The organism is Bradyrhizobium sp. CSA207 (genome assembly GCF_029051685.1).
Taxonomy (GTDB): domain Bacteria; phylum Pseudomonadota; class Alphaproteobacteria; order Rhizobiales; family Xanthobacteraceae; genus Bradyrhizobium.
Genome location: NZ_JAACFT010000051.1, coordinates 1 through 18,689, shown reverse-complemented (window position 1 = coordinate 18,689; position 18,689 = coordinate 1). Strand labels below are relative to the sequence as shown.

At 59.6% G+C, this 18,689-nt stretch carries 16 protein-coding genes, 4 pseudogenes and 1 riboswitch; of the genes and pseudogenes, 7 read left to right on the top strand and 13 right to left on the bottom strand.

The window, feature by feature from the left end; genetic code table 11:
- Positions 1 to 78: 78 nt before the first annotated feature.
- Positions 79 to 279, bottom strand: a riboswitch (cobalamin riboswitch).
- A gap of 890 nt (positions 280 to 1,169) precedes the next feature.
- The gene (locus tag GWG65_RS36640; RefSeq protein WP_148740553.1) at positions 1,170 to 1,373 is read right to left on the bottom strand and encodes a 4Fe-4S binding protein; all 204 of its coding nucleotides are present in this window, start codon (positions 1,371 to 1,373) and stop codon (positions 1,170 to 1,172) included.
- A gap of 615 nt (positions 1,374 to 1,988) precedes the next feature.
- Positions 1,989 to 3,203 (bottom strand): EAL domain-containing response regulator, encoded by a 1,215-nt coding sequence (locus GWG65_RS36635; RefSeq protein ID WP_148740554.1) that lies wholly within the window; start codon positions 3,201 to 3,203, stop codon positions 1,989 to 1,991.
- A 595-nt stretch (positions 3,204 to 3,798) separates the two neighbouring features.
- Between GWG65_RS36635 and GWG65_RS36630 the strand changes: the two genes are divergently transcribed.
- Both GWG65_RS36630 and GWG65_RS36625 read left to right on the top strand, forming a co-directional pair.
- Positions 3,799 to 4,314 carry a GNAT family N-acetyltransferase gene (locus GWG65_RS36630; protein ID WP_235939727.1) on the top strand — a complete coding sequence of 172 codons (516 nt, stop codon included), beginning with the start codon at positions 3,799 to 3,801 and terminating at the stop codon, positions 4,312 to 4,314.
- A gap of 137 nt (positions 4,315 to 4,451) precedes the next feature.
- On the top strand, positions 4,452 to 4,673 hold the full coding sequence (locus GWG65_RS36625) for a hypothetical protein (RefSeq protein WP_275200284.1): 222 nt from the start codon (positions 4,452 to 4,454) through the stop codon (positions 4,671 to 4,673).
- Between the two features lie 27 nt (positions 4,674 to 4,700).
- On the opposite strand, the pseudogene GWG65_RS36620 reads toward GWG65_RS36625, so the two are convergent.
- From GWG65_RS36620 to GWG65_RS36595, 6 genes and pseudogenes are all read right to left on the bottom strand, one after another.
- Positions 4,701 to 5,568, bottom strand: a pseudogene (locus tag GWG65_RS36620) (SMP-30/gluconolactonase/LRE family protein).
- The gene (locus GWG65_RS36615; protein WP_148740555.1) at positions 5,565 to 6,392 is read right to left on the bottom strand and encodes a citryl-CoA lyase; all 828 of its coding nucleotides are present in this window, start codon (positions 6,390 to 6,392) and stop codon (positions 5,565 to 5,567) included. The pseudogene GWG65_RS36620 and the gene GWG65_RS36615 overlap by 4 nt, the downstream one beginning before the upstream one ends.
- A gap of 54 nt (positions 6,393 to 6,446) precedes the next feature.
- Entirely contained in the window at positions 6,447 to 7,712 is a 1,266-nt protein-coding gene (locus GWG65_RS36610; RefSeq protein WP_275200283.1) for a CoA transferase, read from the bottom strand.
- Between the two features lie 54 nt (positions 7,713 to 7,766).
- Entirely contained in the window at positions 7,767 to 8,768 is a 1,002-nt protein-coding gene (locus GWG65_RS36605) for an ABC transporter substrate-binding protein (protein WP_235939736.1), read from the bottom strand.
- Positions 8,769 to 8,822: 54 nt separating this feature from the next.
- Entirely contained in the window at positions 8,823 to 9,608 is a 786-nt protein-coding gene (locus GWG65_RS36600) for an ABC transporter permease (RefSeq protein ID WP_275200291.1), read from the bottom strand.
- Positions 9,582 to 10,340 (bottom strand): annotated as a pseudogene (locus GWG65_RS36595) (ABC transporter ATP-binding protein); the annotation flags it as partial. The pseudogene GWG65_RS36595 and the gene GWG65_RS36600, both read right to left, overlap by 27 nt.
- Before the next feature lie 87 nt (positions 10,341 to 10,427).
- Between GWG65_RS36595 and GWG65_RS36590 the strand changes: the two are divergent.
- Positions 10,428 to 11,195 carry an IclR family transcriptional regulator gene (locus GWG65_RS36590; protein ID WP_235939750.1) on the top strand — a complete coding sequence of 256 codons (768 nt, stop codon included), beginning with the start codon at positions 10,428 to 10,430 and terminating at the stop codon, positions 11,193 to 11,195.
- A 527-nt stretch (positions 11,196 to 11,722) separates the two neighbouring features.
- On the opposite strand, the gene GWG65_RS36585 is transcribed toward GWG65_RS36590, so the two are convergent.
- Positions 11,723 to 12,202: an MATE family efflux transporter gene (locus GWG65_RS36585; RefSeq protein WP_275200290.1), complete on the bottom strand. Its 480-nt coding sequence runs from the start codon at positions 12,200 to 12,202 to the stop codon at positions 11,723 to 11,725.
- Positions 12,203 to 12,216: 14 nt separating this feature from the next.
- Positions 12,217 to 12,978 (bottom strand): MATE family efflux transporter, encoded by a 762-nt coding sequence (locus GWG65_RS36580; RefSeq protein WP_235939763.1) that lies wholly within the window; start codon positions 12,976 to 12,978, stop codon positions 12,217 to 12,219.
- Positions 12,979 to 14,089: 1,111 nt separating this feature from the next.
- Here GWG65_RS36580 and GWG65_RS36575 point away from each other — a divergent pair.
- The 3 genes and pseudogenes from GWG65_RS36575 to GWG65_RS36565 all read left to right on the top strand — a co-directional run.
- Positions 14,090 to 14,323 carry a hypothetical protein gene (locus GWG65_RS36575; RefSeq protein WP_148740560.1) on the top strand — a complete coding sequence of 78 codons (234 nt, stop codon included), beginning with the start codon at positions 14,090 to 14,092 and terminating at the stop codon, positions 14,321 to 14,323.
- 398 nt (positions 14,324 to 14,721) lie between these two features.
- Complete coding sequence (locus GWG65_RS36570; protein ID WP_148740561.1) at positions 14,722 to 14,952, top strand: hypothetical protein; 231 nt, start codon at positions 14,722 to 14,724, stop codon at positions 14,950 to 14,952.
- 351 nt (positions 14,953 to 15,303) lie between these two features.
- Positions 15,304 to 15,462, top strand: a pseudogene (locus tag GWG65_RS36565) (6-carboxytetrahydropterin synthase); the annotation flags it as partial.
- Between the two features lie 49 nt (positions 15,463 to 15,511).
- On the opposite strand, the gene GWG65_RS36560 reads toward GWG65_RS36565, so the two are convergent.
- The 3 genes and pseudogenes from GWG65_RS36560 to GWG65_RS36550 form a co-directional block, all read right to left on the bottom strand.
- Positions 15,512 to 16,786 carry a HipA domain-containing protein gene (locus tag GWG65_RS36560; RefSeq protein ID WP_148740562.1) on the bottom strand — a complete coding sequence of 425 codons (1,275 nt, stop codon included), beginning with the start codon at positions 16,784 to 16,786 and terminating at the stop codon, positions 15,512 to 15,514.
- On the bottom strand, positions 16,761 to 17,078 hold the full coding sequence (locus tag GWG65_RS36555; protein WP_148740563.1) for a helix-turn-helix transcriptional regulator: 318 nt from the start codon (positions 17,076 to 17,078) through the stop codon (positions 16,761 to 16,763). The genes GWG65_RS36560 and GWG65_RS36555 overlap by 26 nt, the downstream gene beginning before the upstream one ends.
- A gap of 688 nt (positions 17,079 to 17,766) precedes the next feature.
- Positions 17,767 to 17,982 (bottom strand): annotated as a pseudogene (locus GWG65_RS36550) (transposase); the annotation flags it as partial.
- A 240-nt stretch (positions 17,983 to 18,222) separates the two neighbouring features.
- Between GWG65_RS36550 and GWG65_RS36545 the strand changes: the two are divergent.
- Positions 18,223 to 18,689 (top strand): transposase (locus GWG65_RS36545; RefSeq protein WP_275200282.1); only part of this gene is annotated, 467 nt, incomplete at its 3' end.

Genomic DNA, 18,689 nt, shown 5'->3' with positions numbered 1-18,689 from the left:
GGCAAAGGCCATGGCGGACGCATGCAGCGAATGTCGCGTGAGCGATAGCTGCTTGGCGCACACCGGGACACCCCGCCGTGGACGATATCTTGTCGAGGCAGGTCTCCTGGCTCGCGGGTCGTCGCTGCCGTCCGGCCTTCCCGAAGCTGCATGGCTTCAGTGACTTCGTTGGACAGCGGCTCGCCGATTACAGTTGCGGGGGCAGCGCCGGCATTGCACCGGCTTCCCTCTTAGCTCCGGATCAAACGAAATCCGGAGACCACGACGGCTGGCATTATGCGCACGAGGATCGATGCGTCAACCTACTGATTGTCACTGCGATATTGCCCAAGTGATTGCGAGCTGGACCAGGTTGGCTACGACGGTCCTTGCTCCCGGTCTGGTGAACACGCGTGGATCTGTGGAGGCTCCGCCTGTGAATGCGTTCGCGTTCAATACCCTGTTCGGGTAACCGGATGAGCTCCGCGACCGGAACGAACCCGGGCCGCTTCGATATCTGTGTGATCGCGACGGGCTTAGGAATTGCCAATGCCGGATTACTCTAGGATCGCACGGATGATCAGGTCGGACTGCTTGGTGTTCGGCTGGCCCCGCGACGAGCCATGAGCTCGATCGCCTCCGTGACGTTGGTCAAGATGATCTCCTCGGTGCGGCAGGTATTCACGTGCTGAGCGACTTTGGCGCGCGCCTTCGATGCGTCCGTCGCCGCTTGGCAAGTGGAGCCTGGACGCTGGCCGGGCGATATGCAGGAACAGTTCCTGACCTCAGGATGCATGCTGAGTTGCGAAACTGGAGTAAGCGGCGAGAGCGCGGGCGGCGGGATCGCGCTATGACCCTACGCTCCATGCACTCGTGCAGGTGACCACGGGCAAGCGGAGGCCGAGCTTCTCGTACGTCTTCAGGATCTCCGGAACGATCTCGTCGCGCGAGGAGACCGTCTCTTCGGCTTCGGCGTGACGTAGTTTTAGATATTCTGCATGTCCACCTCGCCTCGGCTCGTCAGCCAGCGACGACAAGCCTCAACGCGGCCATTGGAGCATCGAAGCGGCCTTGTCCTTATTCGAGATAAATTTGACGGTGTCCTCCGACAGAGCCCTTCGAGAGCTTCTCGGAGTCGACATAGACTACTTCGTTCGCGACATAGATGAAGCCTTATGGACGCGGGCTGCTTATGCTGTCTTAGACGGGACACAGGTGTCAGGCACCGGACAGACGACCGCGCATTGCGGCGTGTCGGAATGGCCCTCGCACTCCGTACACTTTTTGGCATCGATAACGTAAATGTCGCGCTTGAGGCTGATCGCCGCGTTGGGACACTCGAACTCACATGCACCACAAACGGTGCATTGCGAAGCGACGATCTTGTAAGCCATGCCTTCCGACTCCTTAGGCGAGCGATGCCATTGGCGATCCCCTTCAAATGCCGTGCCAAACACAGACGCGCTCAATGGCGGGCAATTTGCGCAATTGTGCTGTCCCGGGTCTGAGACCATGTTGCACCTGCGACACAACAGGCCGCTTCAATTTCAAGCTATGAGAGCCCTCGGGCCCTACTCCGAGAGCCAGTCGCGACTCGAGCGCTGCGAGCTTCCGTCGGTTTGTCCGGCACGGCAGCGCGGGGCCAAGCGACGCTCGACGATTCCGAAACCGGCGCCGCGACTAAAAGCCGCGAGCCGACGCACGTCTACGCCGGATCTCGGCAAACCTCCGGCACACGCCCTGACTGGAGGTTTTGTGCAAGCCTCGCTCATGGCTGCAACGTTACCTCCGCGGATTGACTCGCTGGAGGCTTGCCAAAACGGATTTGTGCTACAATAAGCTTCGGCGTCGCTTCGGAGGGAAATGAAGTCGCGCCGGGACGAGCGACACTGGCTTTGCAAACTGACCGAGAATTGCAGTCAGCCTCATGCCTGGTGCCGAGTAAGCATGGCGGTGTGGGCGAGCGCTGCTACGTTTTGCTTGACTGTGCTCAGCCACTCCTCATGCAACTATTTTGGAAGAAGTGGAGCAGTGCTGAAAGATGACTGTGCAAATTGCTTCAGCGGCATTGCCTTTCCGAACAGGTGGCCCTGCGCAAGGTCGAAGCCGAGTTCGGTCACAGCGATCAGGTCGGCATGGCTCTCCACACCTTCGGCGACGGTGCGCACACTGTATTCATTGGCTAGATCGACGATATGGCGGCACACCGTTCGCTTCAGGGGCCCATTTCCGCAACCGGCGACGTACTGCCGGTCCACTTTCAATTTCATGAACGGGAATTTCTCCACCCCCATCAGCTGCGGCCAATTGTCGCCGACATTTTCGATTGCAAGGCCAATGTTGTGAAAGCGAACCTCACGCGCGACCTCGATCAGGAGATCTAGGTTCTGGATGGCTTCCTCGCTCTCGATTTCGATCGTCAAGCCGCCGAAAGCGGGGTGCGACGGCATGCGTTGACAAAGATCGCGTACCGCCTGCGGGTCAATCAGGAATGCTGCCGGGAGATTGATGGAGAGATCGATCGAAGTTTGCTGCTCCAGAAGATACTGCCAATCTTTGATCGCGCGGTCGATCACGAACTGCGACAACTCCCTAAAATGTGGATCGTGAGGCTCCGAGATGAAATAGGCCGGTGGAACAACGCCCCAGGTCGGGTGCCGCATTCGCACAAGCGCCTCGGCACCCCGGCGGCTGAGGGTACACGCGTCAAACGTCGGCTCATACCAGAGCTCAAGCCAGCCGGCGTGTAAGGCTTCTCCGACATGGACCGCGGGTCGGGGCGCCGGCTCTCTGGGCAAGAGCATGGCGACCCGATCGCGCAGCGTCTCGGCTGCAAACGGCGTTCTCAGCGGCGGCAGCATAGCAAGTCCATATTCCCCACCAACCTGCTGCACTGCCGTCACGACGATCGACTCGCGGGCGCCGAACACCAGCACTCTGCCTGCAAATTCTTCGCGTACGAGTATCTCGAGCAATCGTCCAGGCTCGATGCGATCCGAGCCAATGCCGAGCAGGATCAGATCAGGGAACTCAGTGCAAAGTACGTGCGGCAGCTCGTCAGCAGTCCTGCATTCGCAGATAACAAACCCCATATCCTCCAGCACATCCCGTAGAAAGGCGCGCAGATGCCGCTTGCCGACGGCCACGCACGCTCGCGGCCGCACCTTACGCTGTCCGAAGATTACAGGTTTCCCTCCGACCAGTTCGGCCTGCCCATGCTCCATCGCAACCACTCCCGCTCCGTGACGGTCCCTTAAACGAGGAGCGGAGGTCCAAACAAGCCGTGCTTCCCAATATCTTTCGATTCTTCGAGGTAAGCTTAAGATAGTGCATTAGCGTGCAAATTCTTTCGCGATGTTGTTCAGACGATTTTGTCGGGCGCACGCTTATGATACCTGTCGCGCTTCGCGCAACTTTGTACGAGTAACGCACGCGAGTGTGGGAACTCTCACGTTCGGACGCGCCGAGCTGATGCGCCCTACGGCGCGGCGATCATCATGGTGCAAGATCTACTACTGAATGAAGTAGCTCGTGAGTGACGATCGGCAATCACTCTTACGAATGTTTGATCTGGCATGGCCGGCCTGCCCACGCGCGAATGTGCCGTCTGGTGGATTTGTTTCCAATCGAAGGAAGTCCATCATGAGTTCGCAGCTGGTCAAGCCGCAGTCGATTCTGAGAACGGCAACAGCTTGCAATTACCTCACCTCTGTTGCTTATAGCGAGTGCGGACGTCCTATTCCCTACCGAGCTTGATAGTTGCTCTCAGTTGCGTTTTCTGTATCCTCCTGAGTCTGGATTTCTTCACGAGGGACTAACGTGACGGGTGTTCGGGTTCGCGCTGAAGCGCAAGGCCTGCCCCACGGGGGCATGGCTTTGCGCAAAGGCCTGCCAGGAGATGAGAACGCGATCGCAGAAGCGGTCGAAAAGCTACTTTCTGAATTAGGTGGCCCCGGACCAGAGTTCAGCCTTGAAGGCACGAAGCAGGCAGCGTTGCGCCTGATTCGGGATCCCGAAGACGGCTTCATTTTTGTCATCGAGGAACAAGCCACGGGGCAGATTGTAGGGGTCGCTACCGTCTCGGCCGTTCAGGCCGTGAGAGCAGCCGGAGCGTACGGTGTGCTTCAGGAGCTATGGATTTCTCGCGATTTCCGAAGCTCTCACCACGGTCGGCATCTGCTCGATGCGGTACATTCGGAGGCGAAGCGCCGAGGCTGGCAGATGATTGAGGTTACGTTGCCTCCGGATGGCTATCCGGCCTTAGAACGGGTACGCCGTTTCTACGAGGAGAGGGGATATCGGGTTGCAGGATTGCGCGCGCGCAAGAGGCTGTGACAGTACTGCGATCTCTGCTCCACAGAGTTAAAGCGCTCCTGGGCTAGCGTGCTATCAGTAAAATCTTTCAAAGCAGCAGATCCTGCGGCTTGTTGGTTCTCAAAACGAACGCTCCAACGCGTGCGTCGCGGCCGAGCATGATCGAGAACCTCGACGCTGATGCGGTGTTTACTCCCACTGCGAGCGGTTACCTCTTCGACCTTCTTGGCGGCAACGTTCAAAATATCAGCCATCAAATCGTTCTTCATTGTGCGAAGCGATACGATGGTCTTCTCAAGGCTCGTGGACCGCGAGCCGAGACCTGCCCGGCTAAAAGCCTGCATCTTAATTCGGCGGACCGTCGTGAAAGAATTCGGTAGGACCTTGTCACTCCTGCTGGCGAACGTTCAAGGAAGGTGAGCGAGATCAGCCATCAACACTGATCCGGTAGAGGATTCCGTAATGAGCAATGTGCCGTTTGCCGCCTACAATACGAGGTTCGTGCAGGTCACCCCAGCGCAGGACTTGATGCGGGCGATCGTTTCGCCGTTCGGCGCCATGACGAAGACCTGGCCAAGGGAGGCATCCGCGACAAAGAGCCGCCCTTTTTGATCCATCGTCAGTCCGTCAGGACCGCTCGTCCCGAAGAACAAGCTGAAGCGTCCCACCTTCGCAACCCCGCCGTCACGCATCAGCGGCACGCGCCAGACGCTGTTGTCGCGCGTCATTGCAACGAACAACACGGTCTCGTCCGGACTGAGCACCAGGCCGTTCGGACTCGGCCCGTTGGAAATCAAGCAACCTCGGCCGGTCGGATCGTGCAATCCAGTTTGCCCCTGATCGGTGAAATAGATGTCGCCGTTGGTCGCGATATGCAGGTCGTTGCAGCCTCTGAAGGACTCGGAATTGCGGTGCCCCAGAAAGGGCCTGATAGTACCCGCTGCGGATCGAGTTCCATGAGGCCGTTCATGTAGTCGGCGACCAATATCCGGCCATCCGGCGCGATCTTCAGTCCATTAGGCCGCCGCTATATTCGATGATCAGAGACCAGGCGCGATCCGGTGAAATCCGTAAAATGCGGCCGAAGGGGATGTCGACGACATAGAGATTCCCGGACTTGTCAAACGATGGTCCCTCGATGAAACAATCTACTGGATGTCCCCCGCGGTTCGCGTCTGCCCATTCCGAGGAAACACCCGGGCGACGAAACTCCGGCGGCATCGACGAGAACATGCGGGTCTCAATCAGCTTGGGCGGCTTTTCGAGATACATCATGATGCGCCTTCCAGCCCGCGGCGCGGCTGGCCCTCGTAGTTGTAGCCGAACTGCTTGGGCATCGGGCCCTTGTTGCGATCCTTGCGCCCAGCTTGCTCCCAGGCGTGCGCTAGGATTCCGACCGCGCGCGACAAGCAGAAGACCCCCCGCGCGAGCGGAGAGGCGAAGCCCAGCTCGCCGTAGATGACCGCGGTCGCGCCATCAATGTTCATCGGAATGAGTTTGCTCTTGCGCTGTTGCATCACGCGCTCGATCGCGCGAGCGGCCTTGGCATAATCGCCGCCGACACGGCCCTCGTCGGCTGCGGCATCCACCAGCGCCAACAGCGGCGCCGCGCGCGGATCGACTGGATGAAACCGGTGGCCGAAGCCCGGCAGATATTTGCTGCGTGTTGCGGTGAAATGGTCGATTGCGGCGCCAGCGGCCTGCTCGATCTCTCGCCCTTCGCGCCGTCGCAGCACATCTTCGTAGAGTTCGATAGCCTGCTCCCCTGCTCCGCCATGCACGTCATCGAGCGTATTGATCGCCGAGGCCATGGCACCGTTCAGGGGCAGGCCGCAGCTCACCGCCATCTGGGCAATTGCGATGGAGGGCGCGTGCGGACCATGGTCAACGGACGCAACCAGCGCAGCTTGCAGCAACCGCTCCTGCGCTGGCGTCGGCAGATCGCCGCGCAACATCAGCCAGATCATGGCGGGAAAGGAAATCCGGCCTATCAACTCTTCGATTGGATAGCCTCGATAGGCGATGCGACCGGGCGCGATATCGCAGATGGAGGTTCGCCACCAACGGGCCGCTTGCTGTCGCAATTCTTCTTCGTTCATTTCCGGTTCGTCCATTCAACCTGCCGATCGGCAACCGCCGCAAGCCATCGGATATCATGATATCGGTCCGTCCGCGGCTACGCGCACGGGCAGGAAATCAGCCTCTCGTTGCTTTGGCGTCCCGACAGCCCGGCTTGAGACCAGTTGCTCAACCTCCGCATACGAATAGCCGAGCCGCTGCAGCCATCGCTCGGTGTCTGCACCGAGCGTCGCAGGTGGTGAAGGCACCGAAAACTCCTCATCCAGCCGGAACCCCGGCCGCGTGATTCGTAACGGCTGCGCACCGTCTTGTTCTGGGGCCAAAGTCTCGACGAATCCGCGCTCGAGGAGCTGTGGCTGCTGCAAAAGTTGCGAGACCGTCAGCACGCAGCCTGCGGGGACTCCAGCCAGATTCATTTGGGCCTCCCATTCTTCAGCGGGCTTGCAACTCAACGCCTTGTTCAACTCCGCGTTCAGCGCTGCGCGATTGACCTTGCGCATCTCGCGCCCAGCAAAGCGTGGATCCGTCTTCAGGTTCGGTCGGCCAATCAGGTCGCATAGGGCTTGGTACTGCTTCTGCTCGTTGGCGGAAATGTTCAGTGGGCCTGTTGCGGTGCGGAACGTGCCGGAGGGAGCCGCGGTGAAGTTCTCGTTGCCGATGGGCTGCGGCTCGACACCAGCGTTGAGGTGGTTGGAGACCACCCATCCCATCGCTGCAACGGTGGCTTCGAGCAGGGACACGTCGATGAACCGACCGCGGCCGCTATGCCGCTGTTCGACCAGAGCCGCGGCAATGGCAAAGGCAGCAGTCAGTCCCGCAATCGTGTCTGAGATCGGAAAGCCCGTGCGCAGGGGAGCCGAGGCCGTATCGCCGGTGACGCTCATGGCACCAGACAGACCCTGGACGATCTGGTCATAGGCTGGACGGGCGGACCACGGTCCGCTCTGCCCAAAGCCGGAGATCGCGCAGTAGACGAGACGCGGGTTCTGCCTGCTGAGCACATCAAAGCCCAGGCTAAGCCGTTCCATTACCTTCGGCCGGAAGTTTTCGAGCACCACATCGGCTTCCTTGACGAGTCGCAGGAATACCTCGCGGCCCGATTCCGACTTCAAGTCCAGCGCCACGGATTGCTTGCCGGCGTTCACCGCGACGAAGGAGAGTCCCTGCAGGCGTTCTGCTCTTTGCGGATCGGCGCCGAGGCGCCGCGCGAGATCGCCGCCGTTTGGGTTTTCGACTTTGATGACCTCCGCGCCAAGACGCGCGAGATGATAACCGCAGAACGGACCGGCCAGTACGTTCGACAGGTCCAGGACGCGGATGCCGGTTAGCGGCAGAGACATCTGAAAAAGCCTTCCTTTAGGTGATCCGAAGGTGAGGGCTTGGTCTGCGGGCAGCTATTTCAGTTGTTGCGCGGCGCGTTCCGCGAAGCGATTGGTGAAGGTTTTGCTCAGGTCGATCTTTGCGGCAGCGATTCTTCGATCAAAGTCGCTCAGGACAGCTAGCGGGACCTTGGCCGCCTCGATGTCCATCTGCCCGGTTGGCGAGAACAGCGCTTTCGACGCGTTCATGATTTCGATGTTCACCTCGCGATTGTCAGTCTTGTAACCAGGAGGAATCGTATCGACGAGCTGCTCCGTCGGCGTTGCGTTGATCCAGCGGTGAGTTTTGAGCAAGGCGTTGACCAGGCGCTGGACCGTTTCGGGATTTCTGTCGATGAAGGACTGCTGGAGGTAGAGACACGCGGTCGGATAGGATCCGCCGAAGGCCTGCTTTGAGCCTTCGATCGTGCGCGCATCGAACAACGCTGTCGCGCTCTTCGTGCGCGCGAGAAGCGTCGCGATAGGATCGAAATAGACCAGGGCATCGACGTTCTTGGCCTCAAGCGCCACCATGCCCGGTGCGCCGCTGCCGACCGCAATGATGTTCACATCGCGTGGACCCAATCCTGATTTCTTGATGTAGTAACGCGCCATAGTATCCGTCGATGACCCCGGCGCCGTGATCCCGAGCCTGAGACCCTTCAGGTCGGCGCCGGTTTTGACCTTGTCGGCGAGGTCGCTGCGGACACCGAGCAGGACGCCGGGAATGTCATTGAGCAGGAACACGCAGGAAATTTGCTTGCCCTGCGCCTGCATCTGAATGGTGTGATCGTAAAAGCCGATGGCCCCGTCGACGGAGCCGCCGATCAGGGCCTGCAGAGCCTTTGAGCCACCAGCCTGGAAGTTCTCGACGGTAACGTCAAGGCGTTCTTCCCTAAAGGAGCCAAGCTTCAAGCCAAGTTCGAGAGGCATATAGTTCAGGATCTGTGACCCCACGGTGATCTTCAATTTTGTTTTCTCGGGCTCGGTGGCGTGCGCCGAAATGACCGAGAAAGCGGCCAGCGCCACGACCGGCATCAGTCTTATGGAAACGTGCATGCGAACCTCCATGATTGATGGGCGAGCGTACGATCAGCTTTCCTGGGCAAGCGCCGGCCGCCAGACGAGGAGCCGCTTTTCCGCGCGGTCGACGATGGCGTCGAGGGCAACGACGAAGGCGGAGAGGACGATGATTCCTGCGAACACTCCGGTCGCATCGAGGACACCTTCGGCCTGCGCAATTAAGTGCCCCAATCCTGCGGACGAGCCGAGATATTCGGCGACTACGGATCCCATAACGGCCATGCCGACGGACACCCGCAGGCTCGACAGAATCCAGGTCGTGGCTGATGGCAGGTAGACGTGCCGTAGCAGGGAGGACTTCGATGCACGCAGGAGGCGGGCATTCGCCAGCACGACCGGATTGACCTCGCGGACGCCCTGGAACGTGTTGAAGAATGCGACGAACAGAACCAGCGTCACGCCGAGCGCAACCTTGGAGGTGGGGCCCAATCCGAACCAGATGACGAAAATAGGTCCAAGCAAGATGCGCGGGATCGCATTGAACATCTTGATGAAGGGCTGAACGACTTCGGCAGCGAAGGGGCTTAGGCCCAGCCAAATACCAAGTGCTGTGCCGATCCCGATACCAACCAGGAACGACAGGACCGTCTCCAGCAATGTTATGCCAACATCGGTCCAAAAGTCCGCCGTCGACATCCACTCCCCGATCCTTACGACAAGTGTCGACGGTGCCGGAAAGAAGAAGGGATCGATCAGTCCGGCCCGCACGCCCAATTCCCAGATCAGGATCACGCCAAGGACGATGACGAACTGCGTGAGAGCGACCTTACCCCGCGTGGCATAGCTTTTCTCCACTTCGGCGCCGAGCAGCGACCAAATTTCACGATAGAGCGCGACGAATTCGTCGGTGGTCTGCAGCGCCGAAACGTCGCGTGGACGAGGCAGCGTAATCCTGACGTCGGCAACCACAACGACGCGGTCCGCCATCGTGATCGCCTCATCGAGATCATGGGCGATGAAGACGAGCGAGCGCCGGTCCGCCTGCCAGAGGTCGAGCAGGATGCGGTGCATGAGGCGGCGTGTGTGAACGTCCAGCGCGGAGAACGGCTCATCCATGAGAACGATCTTGGGCTCCATGATTAGGGTCTGTGCCATCGCAACGCGCTTGCGCTGGCCGCCGGACAATTGATTCGGATAGCGCTCCTCGAATCCCTTCAATCCGACCTTGGCGAGCCAGGGCTTTGCCTGCTCGCGCGCTTTCGCGATCGAGCTGCCCTGAAACACGAGCCTGAGGCCGACATTGTCCTGGGCCGTCTTCCAGGGCAGCAAGCCTTCCTGTTGCAGCATGTAGCCGGACTGATCGTTCAGGCCCGTAAGCGACTTGCCGAAGATGCGAACATCTCCCGCGGCGGGCTTCAGCAGTCCGGTGACTGTGTTGAGAATGGTCGATTTCCCGCAGCCGGTCGGCCCCACCACTGCAACGAATTCAGTCTCGCCCACCTGGAGGTTCATGCTTTTCACGGCCGTGAAGTCGCCGAAGCGAACCATCACGTCGCGCAAGTCCACGGCAACTCCCGGCCGGTCCATTGTTTCACTCCATAGAACTTGTTCTATGTTTCGAAACTGCGGTAGCACCGCGTCTAGTGAGCAGTCAATCGTATTCTGGTGGGCAGAATGGCGCTTCTACTAGCTGGCTGGACTCCGGAGCGGATTCCGATTTATAGCTTCTGCACAACAGAACCGGAGAATTTGATGGTAAGAACAGGGGTTGATGCGGTGGCGCGGGCACTGGCAATCCTTAAGGCGTTCGACCCCGAGCGCGCCGCGATGACTCTGACGGAGATTGCGGATGCGACTGACCTCTACAAGAGCACAGTCCTTCGCCTTGCCGCATCTCTGGAGGCGGATGGATTCCTGGTGCGGGGTACTGACCGACTTTTTCGACCCGGACCGGAGCTATGGCGCCTTGGGGCGCTCTATCAGCGCGGGCTCGACCTTGCTGATCTGATCAGACCCTCGCTCCATCGTCTGGTCGAGGCAACTGGAGAGACCGCATCCTTCTACATCGCGGAGGGCGACGAGCGCATTTGTCTTTATCGCGTCAATTCTCCGCGTTCGGTCCGGCATCACCTCGAAGAGGGTCAGCGATTGCCGATTGACCGCGGCGCTGCCGGCCGTGTTCTTACCGCCTACCGCGATTCTGCATCAGCCGATGGAAAGAAGATCAGAGATCGTGGCTTCTACGTCTCGATCGGCGAGCGGGATCCTGAGGTCGCGGCCGCAGCTGTGCCCGTGATCGACATACATGGCCAATTGCGCGGCGCCCTCTCGGTCTCCGCCATTCGGACTCGCTTTGATGCAGATGCTCGGAAGGCTGCGATTGAAGTTCTGAAGTCCGAGGCTAAAGCGCTGATTGGTCTGCTGCCTGCAAGCGAGCGCTGAGCTACAATGGCAGCGTTCTGTTTATGACGCACAGCTCAGCGGGTACCGCAAGGACCTCTCCTGAGCGTAGCGTGCTTTTCTCACATTGTTGAGGCGCATCGGAGCGCGCATGGGCGAGGCGTTCTTTTGCAACCGGATTTTTTGGTGGTTCAAGGAATGCCCTGAAGACGACAGAGTGTAGTGCCAGATCAGCTTGGAGTGGTGGAGCGCCCCTGAAGCTGTTCCTGGAGGCGCCCAAGTGATCCGCCGCAGATCATTCTCGATTTCGATGCCCCCCATGCACGGGGCATCAGGAGAGAGGCGTCTTCAAAGGCTATTACGCTGCTCGATATATGTGCTGGTGTGCGTGTTCTGGAGCCGGCATATGCTGACAGCCAAGCCGCGGCGCGCCGACATCGATGCAAGCGCGGCCAGCACGTTGCGCGGATTGCGCGGCAAATCCGTGCCCACTGGCAGCGCATCTTGCCGCGAGCTTCCCAGGAGGCTTGCGCCCAATGCTCTGGGCTTCGATGACATACGTTCTCAGGTCAACCCGCTATCCCGATCGCTCTTGAAGGACGGCGCCGGAGCGCTCGTCTGAGCTCACCGAACTGGTAGAACATGACGAACAGAGCGATCATTCCGGCGCCCAGCTCAGCGATTGCTTGACTGGCTAACAGTCCGTTAATACCCGCGACCACCGGGAATAACAGTACGGCCGGTATGAAGCGATACCCCTGCCTCGCCAGGGACACAATTTCACTGAGGCGTGCTCTCCCAAAAGACTGAAGCATTGCCGTCACGAAACTCTGAATCCCAAACAGTCCAAAGAAGAGATGGAACACGATGCAGGTCGAGACGGCAATTTCCGTGACCTTCTCGTTATCGCTAAATAGGCTCACCAAAGGCCTTGCAAAAATGACAACGGCCGCAGAATACACCACGGAGAATGCGACCGTCACGAAGAGCATGAACTTCGCTGCCTTCAGAATACGGGCATAGTCGCGTGCGCCCCAACCGGCCCCCAGGATAGCTTGAGCGCCTATACAGAACCCGGTGATAGTGCCCCGACCATCAAGATTCGCACAGCTATTCCAACCGCGGCGATGGAAACATCGCCGAACGGCGCAGCAGCTCCGTACAAGAGCATAACGGCAAGCGCAGATAAAATACTATTGTCGCCGGCGCGCCCACCAACGCGAGCTGTCTGATGCGATCTTCTCGCAGCGATAGGTGAGATATCCTGACGAGAACTGTCCCTCCAAGCTTCGTAAAATACGTGATATAGATTCCAATAGCAGCGATCTGCGATACCAGCGTTGCTGTGGGCTGCGCCTCGCACACCAAGGTCAAGCAAGAATATGAAGACGGGATCAAGCACAGCGTTCAGTAAGAACGCGGTCATCATCGCCCAGATGCTGAATCGTGGACGGCCTTCGGCTCTGACAATAAACCCGCTGACGATATTTAGAAGCATGAGAGTGTACCCAAACAAAAGCGTTCCCGCGTAGTCGAGCGCCACGGGCATGATGGTTGGAGTTGCTCCGAGCGTTGCGAATATCCCTGGCAGATTTGGAAGCAGAGCGACGGTAGCTATGCCGATCGGAGCCGTGAGCGCGAGTGCTGTACTTGCGCCTCGACTCGCCTCTAAGTACTCACGAGCGCCCAGATGACGAGATATGAACGACGCTGTTCCAACCCCGATCCCCTGTCCGGCTGCAGCGAGCAGGACCACGATCGGCAAGGTCATGCTGACAGCTGCGATCGCCTGCGTGCCAAGTGCGCCAAGTGCGGCAACAAAGATCGCGTTGACGAGCTGCTGCAGCGCATGAATCGATAACCCAACTACAGATGGAATGGCGAGCCGCAGGATAACGCCGAGAGATTCGGGTCCGATAAATCGACGTGCTGTTTTTCTTGGGCATCACGTTGCGCTCGCTGTCGATGGCGAATTCCGTGTCCGGCTCATTCATGGATGAACGTGTCGCGAGCTGTTCCAAATTCGCTGAATCGCGTACTCAGTGCAACCCTCTCCGGATCCGATCTTGCACGGCCGCGGGTAAGTTCGTCTGCGCCGGTCGATCGCCGTGATCGCGTCGACCGGTTGACGTTTTTCACAAGCTGATTTTTGCCATGTCGATTTTCCGTAGGCATACGCCTCCCGTCTATCGTAACCGTCTGGGGCCCTTAACAGAATAGCGAGGACCCCGATTGAGGTGTGCGTGGCGTGGCCACCTAGGTTCTGCCGGTCATATTGTGCCGCTCTGCCCCTTGTTGGCTTCTCGTCGTTTGCGTTCACTTCTGCTTCCTTCGGCGGGGAACAGGGCGGGACCCCAGGGCCTTAAGTTGGCTTTGGCATCTACGGGATCTTGTAGTGGACGCTCCAGCGTCTGCATGAGATTCATCAAGCGCTTGCACGGGATGGTCGCCGACCCGCACGCCGGCCGGGACCGGGCCCCGACGAGGTCGACCAGACGCGGCAGGCCGTCGCGTACTGCCTGGCTCATTCGAAATGGAGACTCAGGTGCAAACCCACAAACATCGGGCATCAGATGAAGATACTCGCTATCTGCTTGTGCGTTGCCGCCAGCCTCCTCGATCTCCGTGCGCATTTTGCGCCACGTGTCGTCTGGTCACTGACCGCTCGGGGCCTCTGCAGTTGTCGATCCCGATTATCGGCGCGCCGACTGGCGTGCTTCTGGACTTCTTCAGCCCGGTGCTCATACCGCTGTGGCAGATGCGCGGCGGTCACGCCATCATGCGCCATCTCGAGATCGAGCTAATCGATCTGAAGACGGTGGCGGCGATGTCCGACCGGGACATGCTGCTTCTTCCGGGTGTCGGTCACAAGAACCTAGCGCAGATCAGGACGTGGCTCGCGATGGCCATCGAAGAGGAGAAGAGGGGAAGAGGGGATGATAATAGACCGCGAGCGCCTGCTCAAGATTCTGAGGCTCACGGAGTCCAACCACGACGGCGAGGCCATCGCCGCCATGCGCATGGCCAACAAGCTGATACGCTCCGCAGGCAAGACGTGGGAGGATGTCGTGTCCGGCTTCGCGGCTCGGGCGCCCATGTCCTACGGCTCCCCCGCCTCGTCCGACTACCGAACTCCGCCTAGCAAGCGGAGGCCGAAGACCGAGCCCTAGAAGATATACGACGGCAACATCGGAACCTATCTCAAGGCACGGACCGAGCGCAGACCGACCTGAGCACCGTTACGTTCCTCGCGTCGCTGTCCGACTACTACGAGGCGAACGGCTACCTGACCGAGCCGCAGCCGCAGTACGAGGCTGTGATGCGAATGCACGACACGAAGCCCGGGAAATCAACCTGGAGGTTCTAGTGAGTCCGAGGAAGTCCAGGACCAAGCCCGGACCGAAGTTCCTCTCGTACCAGCGCGAAAGGCGTGGCAAGAGACCTGACGCGTGCTGCGGTCGCCGCCGTAACCCATTCTACCACGAACAGGTCTGGCGATGCGCGCGAAACCTTGGGCTGTGCATAACTTTTGTGATCGACCCAGATATCGCTGGAGGACGCGCGGGCCATGTACTCCATGATCACGGCCAAGGGCAACATCAGGCACGAATGCGCGAAGCTCCCGGCGTTCGGTAACGACCCGGGCACCATGCTGACGATGCGCGACATGCTGACTGAGGCCGGGGGATTTCAGCAGCGAGTAGCGAACGCGCTCGGATGCACGGTCCTCCTCGCGGCTGGTCACCATCACCTCGATCCGCAATGGTCTCGCCTCCGGTCTCGGCGCGCGCGCACTTGACGTCGACTATGCCGTCACTCATGTTCTTGCCCTCCATCAGCACGTGTGGCGGCCGTTCGGATCGAGCGACGGCTCGCCGTCCGACATCGATCTCGACGGGATCATCACCGGCGACATCCGGCAGACCGTCGAGACGCTCGACCGCTACGTCGGCTGGCATCGTCGGCGACGGCTCGTTGATGCGGTCGGCCGTCGGCCGCTGGGTCAAGTCTATCATCCACCGGCCCCGGGGCAGCACCGTGTTCTGCAACGCGGGATACGACCTCGGGTGGTTCAACTGCGACTGGGACGCCAGCCGTCCTGACCACCGACAGAGTACCCGTCACATCCATCTGGCCGAGTGGGCGAACTATCCGCCGGGCTTTATTTAAGTTCGAGGCAGCGCACCGACTTCCAAAACTCCCCCAGACACATCGCTGTCATCGGATGCACGGTCATTCCTATCGGATCGAGGTCGTGCTGAACGGGCCGGTCGACCCGCACACCGCGTTCGTAGTGGATTTTTTCGAGCCGGCCCCGCTCTTCGCCGAAACTCGTCAAATTGAATGCGCGCGACTCTTCAGCGAGTAGGCAAAGACTTCGGAGCGTGGCCGGGATCTAGAACCAAGCTCATCTCCCTGATTTTGGCATCGATCTTCTCGAGGACGGCGGTCGGGACGACATCCCGCTCCGGGAGATTCCACCAATGATCGTTCGTCGACGACACGACTTCCTCGACGGCCGAGATGACCGCCGGTTCGGGCAGCCGCGCCCGATTGGCAAACTTTCGCCAGCGGTTTGCAGTAAGCGCCTTGAACGATTTCTCTCCTCCCAAGGACAAGGCCATATCGTCCTTTGGAAAATATGCGGTGGTCGATAGGACGTCGTACACGGGGGCGATCGCCGGAGTGCAACCGTCGCCCGGATATATCGTGGACCAATTCTTCAAGTGCATGTCGCCGTTGCCGACAAGCGCGGCAAGGGCCACTCGGCGAACGAATTCTAGTGCGGCGCCTGTCGACACCGCCACGTTCAGCGCGGAGGCGATGTCGTGGTACGAAGCGTCATCATATTTTTTGGACGGCTGCCGGCCGAAGATTTGAGCGAAGTCTTCGATGTGAATTCGGGTGCCTGCGGGTCCTCGGTCGAAACGTTTCACCAGCAGGACCTTGCCGGTCGACAGAGTGTTGAACTCTTCGGGTATTCCCTCGAAATCGGATTTTTCTACAAGCTCGCGTTCCGGTACATCCATTCCGAGCGCGGCGGACAACGCTAAGATGACGAACTCGTTTTCCGACAATCCTACCAGATTGGTCGAAGGATATTTTGCGATGTACTGACCTTGCTCGTCGCCGATTGGCAAAGTCAGCCCGCTCCCCTTGCCCGTGTTCTTCATCACGGAAAGCTTCATCTGAACTCCCGCCAAGGAAAACCGAGCTTTGATCTCGCGTGGATTTTCTCGAGCCGCTATCGTAGTGCTGCCGTCGCTCGGTACGACGCGCACCGCGCCTGGCAAGTCCGTGCCGAGCGCCGCCAATAGATCGAAGTCGTTTCCCTGCCTCACGAATCCCGCATGGTGTTTTTCCATCGCCTCGCGGAGCTTGTCCTCGGGCAACATGTTTGCGAAGAACGCCGGCAGCATGTGCGCTGCAGGCTTCGGGTCCTTGCGAAGGCCTCCATCGGCGGAGCGCAACGAGAGGCTCAAGATCGGAGGCCCTTCCATGGCTCGATAGGCTGGGTCGAGACTGAAGGCGTTAAAATCGCCTGGCGTACGTACGACCGTTCCGACCTTGAGGTCTTGAAGGAACACGTCCAGCGACTGGATGGTATTAGGGGCGCGGAATTGGGTACTCATCATCCGCGTCGGTTGTGAATGCCGGTCGGTCTTCGTCGTCGGAAGGGCGAAGCAGAGCGTTGACGCCAGGGACCATTGCTTGTGGGATCAGCATCAACTCCATGCCGAGCGCTCGCGCGACGTTGATAAGCGTGTTTGCCCGCGCAGCAGCATCGCCTTGCTCGATATCCCGGTAACGTGGCCTGGAAATGCCTGCGCGTTCGGCCACCTGCTGTTGAGTCAGGCCCGCTTGTTTCCTCGCGTCCCGGAGAAGCCGTCCTAGGTGATGGGTCGCTTCTGAGTTCCGTTCCATGATCTGTTTTCGTATCTTTCTTCCAGCAAGGGAACGCAAAGGTATCTTTTCAGGTCAAAGCTGTCAACTAATTGATCCGTTTGCATACCATTCAACCATCAAATGATCCGCAAACGCATCTTTCTATCGGAAAAGGTCAAGCCCGACGGCTCGACCGCGGGAGAGGCGCGTCTTGGCTATCGGAGGCGAAATGCCCGCCAAGGAACACGTGCACAAGTCCTGCTTTGGCAATTCGGAACCCCTGCTCCGTGCTACCCGCCGAGAATACACGGGCGGCCGAAAGAGATTCGCTCGGCAGGAGTGGTTCGATGCCGATGAATAAAGAGAGACTGCCGCCGGTCCGGACGCCGCGCTGCTGGGCCATCGCGGTACTACAGGAAGCCGGTGCCATCCGCGAGTGCGAAAAACACGTCTGGATGTTGGATCGGGCCAATCCACATGCGTGCGAGCGAGCCTTCGACATTGCTCGGGCTGCCCCCGGACTTTCCGCGAAGGAAGCCAGAACGCTACCACACGGATGCGTATAACTTCGAACCGATCGAGACCGCCCGTGCTCGGGAGAAGGCCGACCAAGACGACTATTGGTTCGCGAACAGATACACGTTCGAATGCGAGGACTTCGATCGTGTCCCCTGGCATGGTGTAGCTGACGGCGGGTCACCGCGCTCACCGGCAGGAGCCGGGCAGGTCAGCTGGCGATAGCCGGAAGGCTGACGGTCGGATCATCGCTCAACGGGGCGATGGTTTCCAGCGTCATGTAGCGGGCGCGCTGGACCGCCCACTCATCGTTCTGTTCGAGCAGGATCGCTCCGATGAGGCGAGTGATGGCGTTTTCGTTGGGGAAGATGCCGACCACCTCGGTGCGCCGCTTGATCTCGCCGTTGAGGCGCTCGATCGGGTTGGTAACCGGTATAAGATTCTCGGTGCTGATGTTCGGCTGCGGTTTTCAAGATCGTGGCGTATGGTGCGACCATCCGGGACAGAGGCACCGGGAGCACGAAGGTGTGGGCAGGCCGATGCGTACGATGAGCTACGAGCTCGAGTTAGTAGCTGGCCGCCTCTACGACTAGCCCGGTTGCGCCGTGAGCGCGGATCCGTAGTTGTCGTGTCGCCCACCGTTCCCGTCATATGACAGGAGGTGTAAATGCGACGCATAATCGGAATGGATATCCACCGAACTTTCGGCGAGGTGGTTTTCTGGGAAGATGGCAGACTTCGACCGGCCGGTCGCGTCGATATGACCCGCACGGCACTGGAAGGCTTTGGCAAAAGCCTTCAACCGATAGACGAGGTGGTGATCGAAGCGACCGGCAACTGCATGGCGGTGTCACGGGTGCTGTCGCCGTTCGTGAAGCGGGTGGTCATCGCCAACCCATTGCAGGTGAAGGCAATCGCGCATGCCCATGTGAAGACCGACAAGGTCGACGCGGGCACGCTGGCCAGCTTGTACGCGGCCGGCTATCTGCCGGAAATCTGGACGCCGGACGCGGCCACAGAACGGCTGCGCAGGCTGATCGCCCGGCGTTACCAGGTCGTGCGGCATCGGACCCGGATCAAGAACGAAGTGCACGCAATCCTTCACGCGCACCTGATCCCAAAATGTCCGCACGC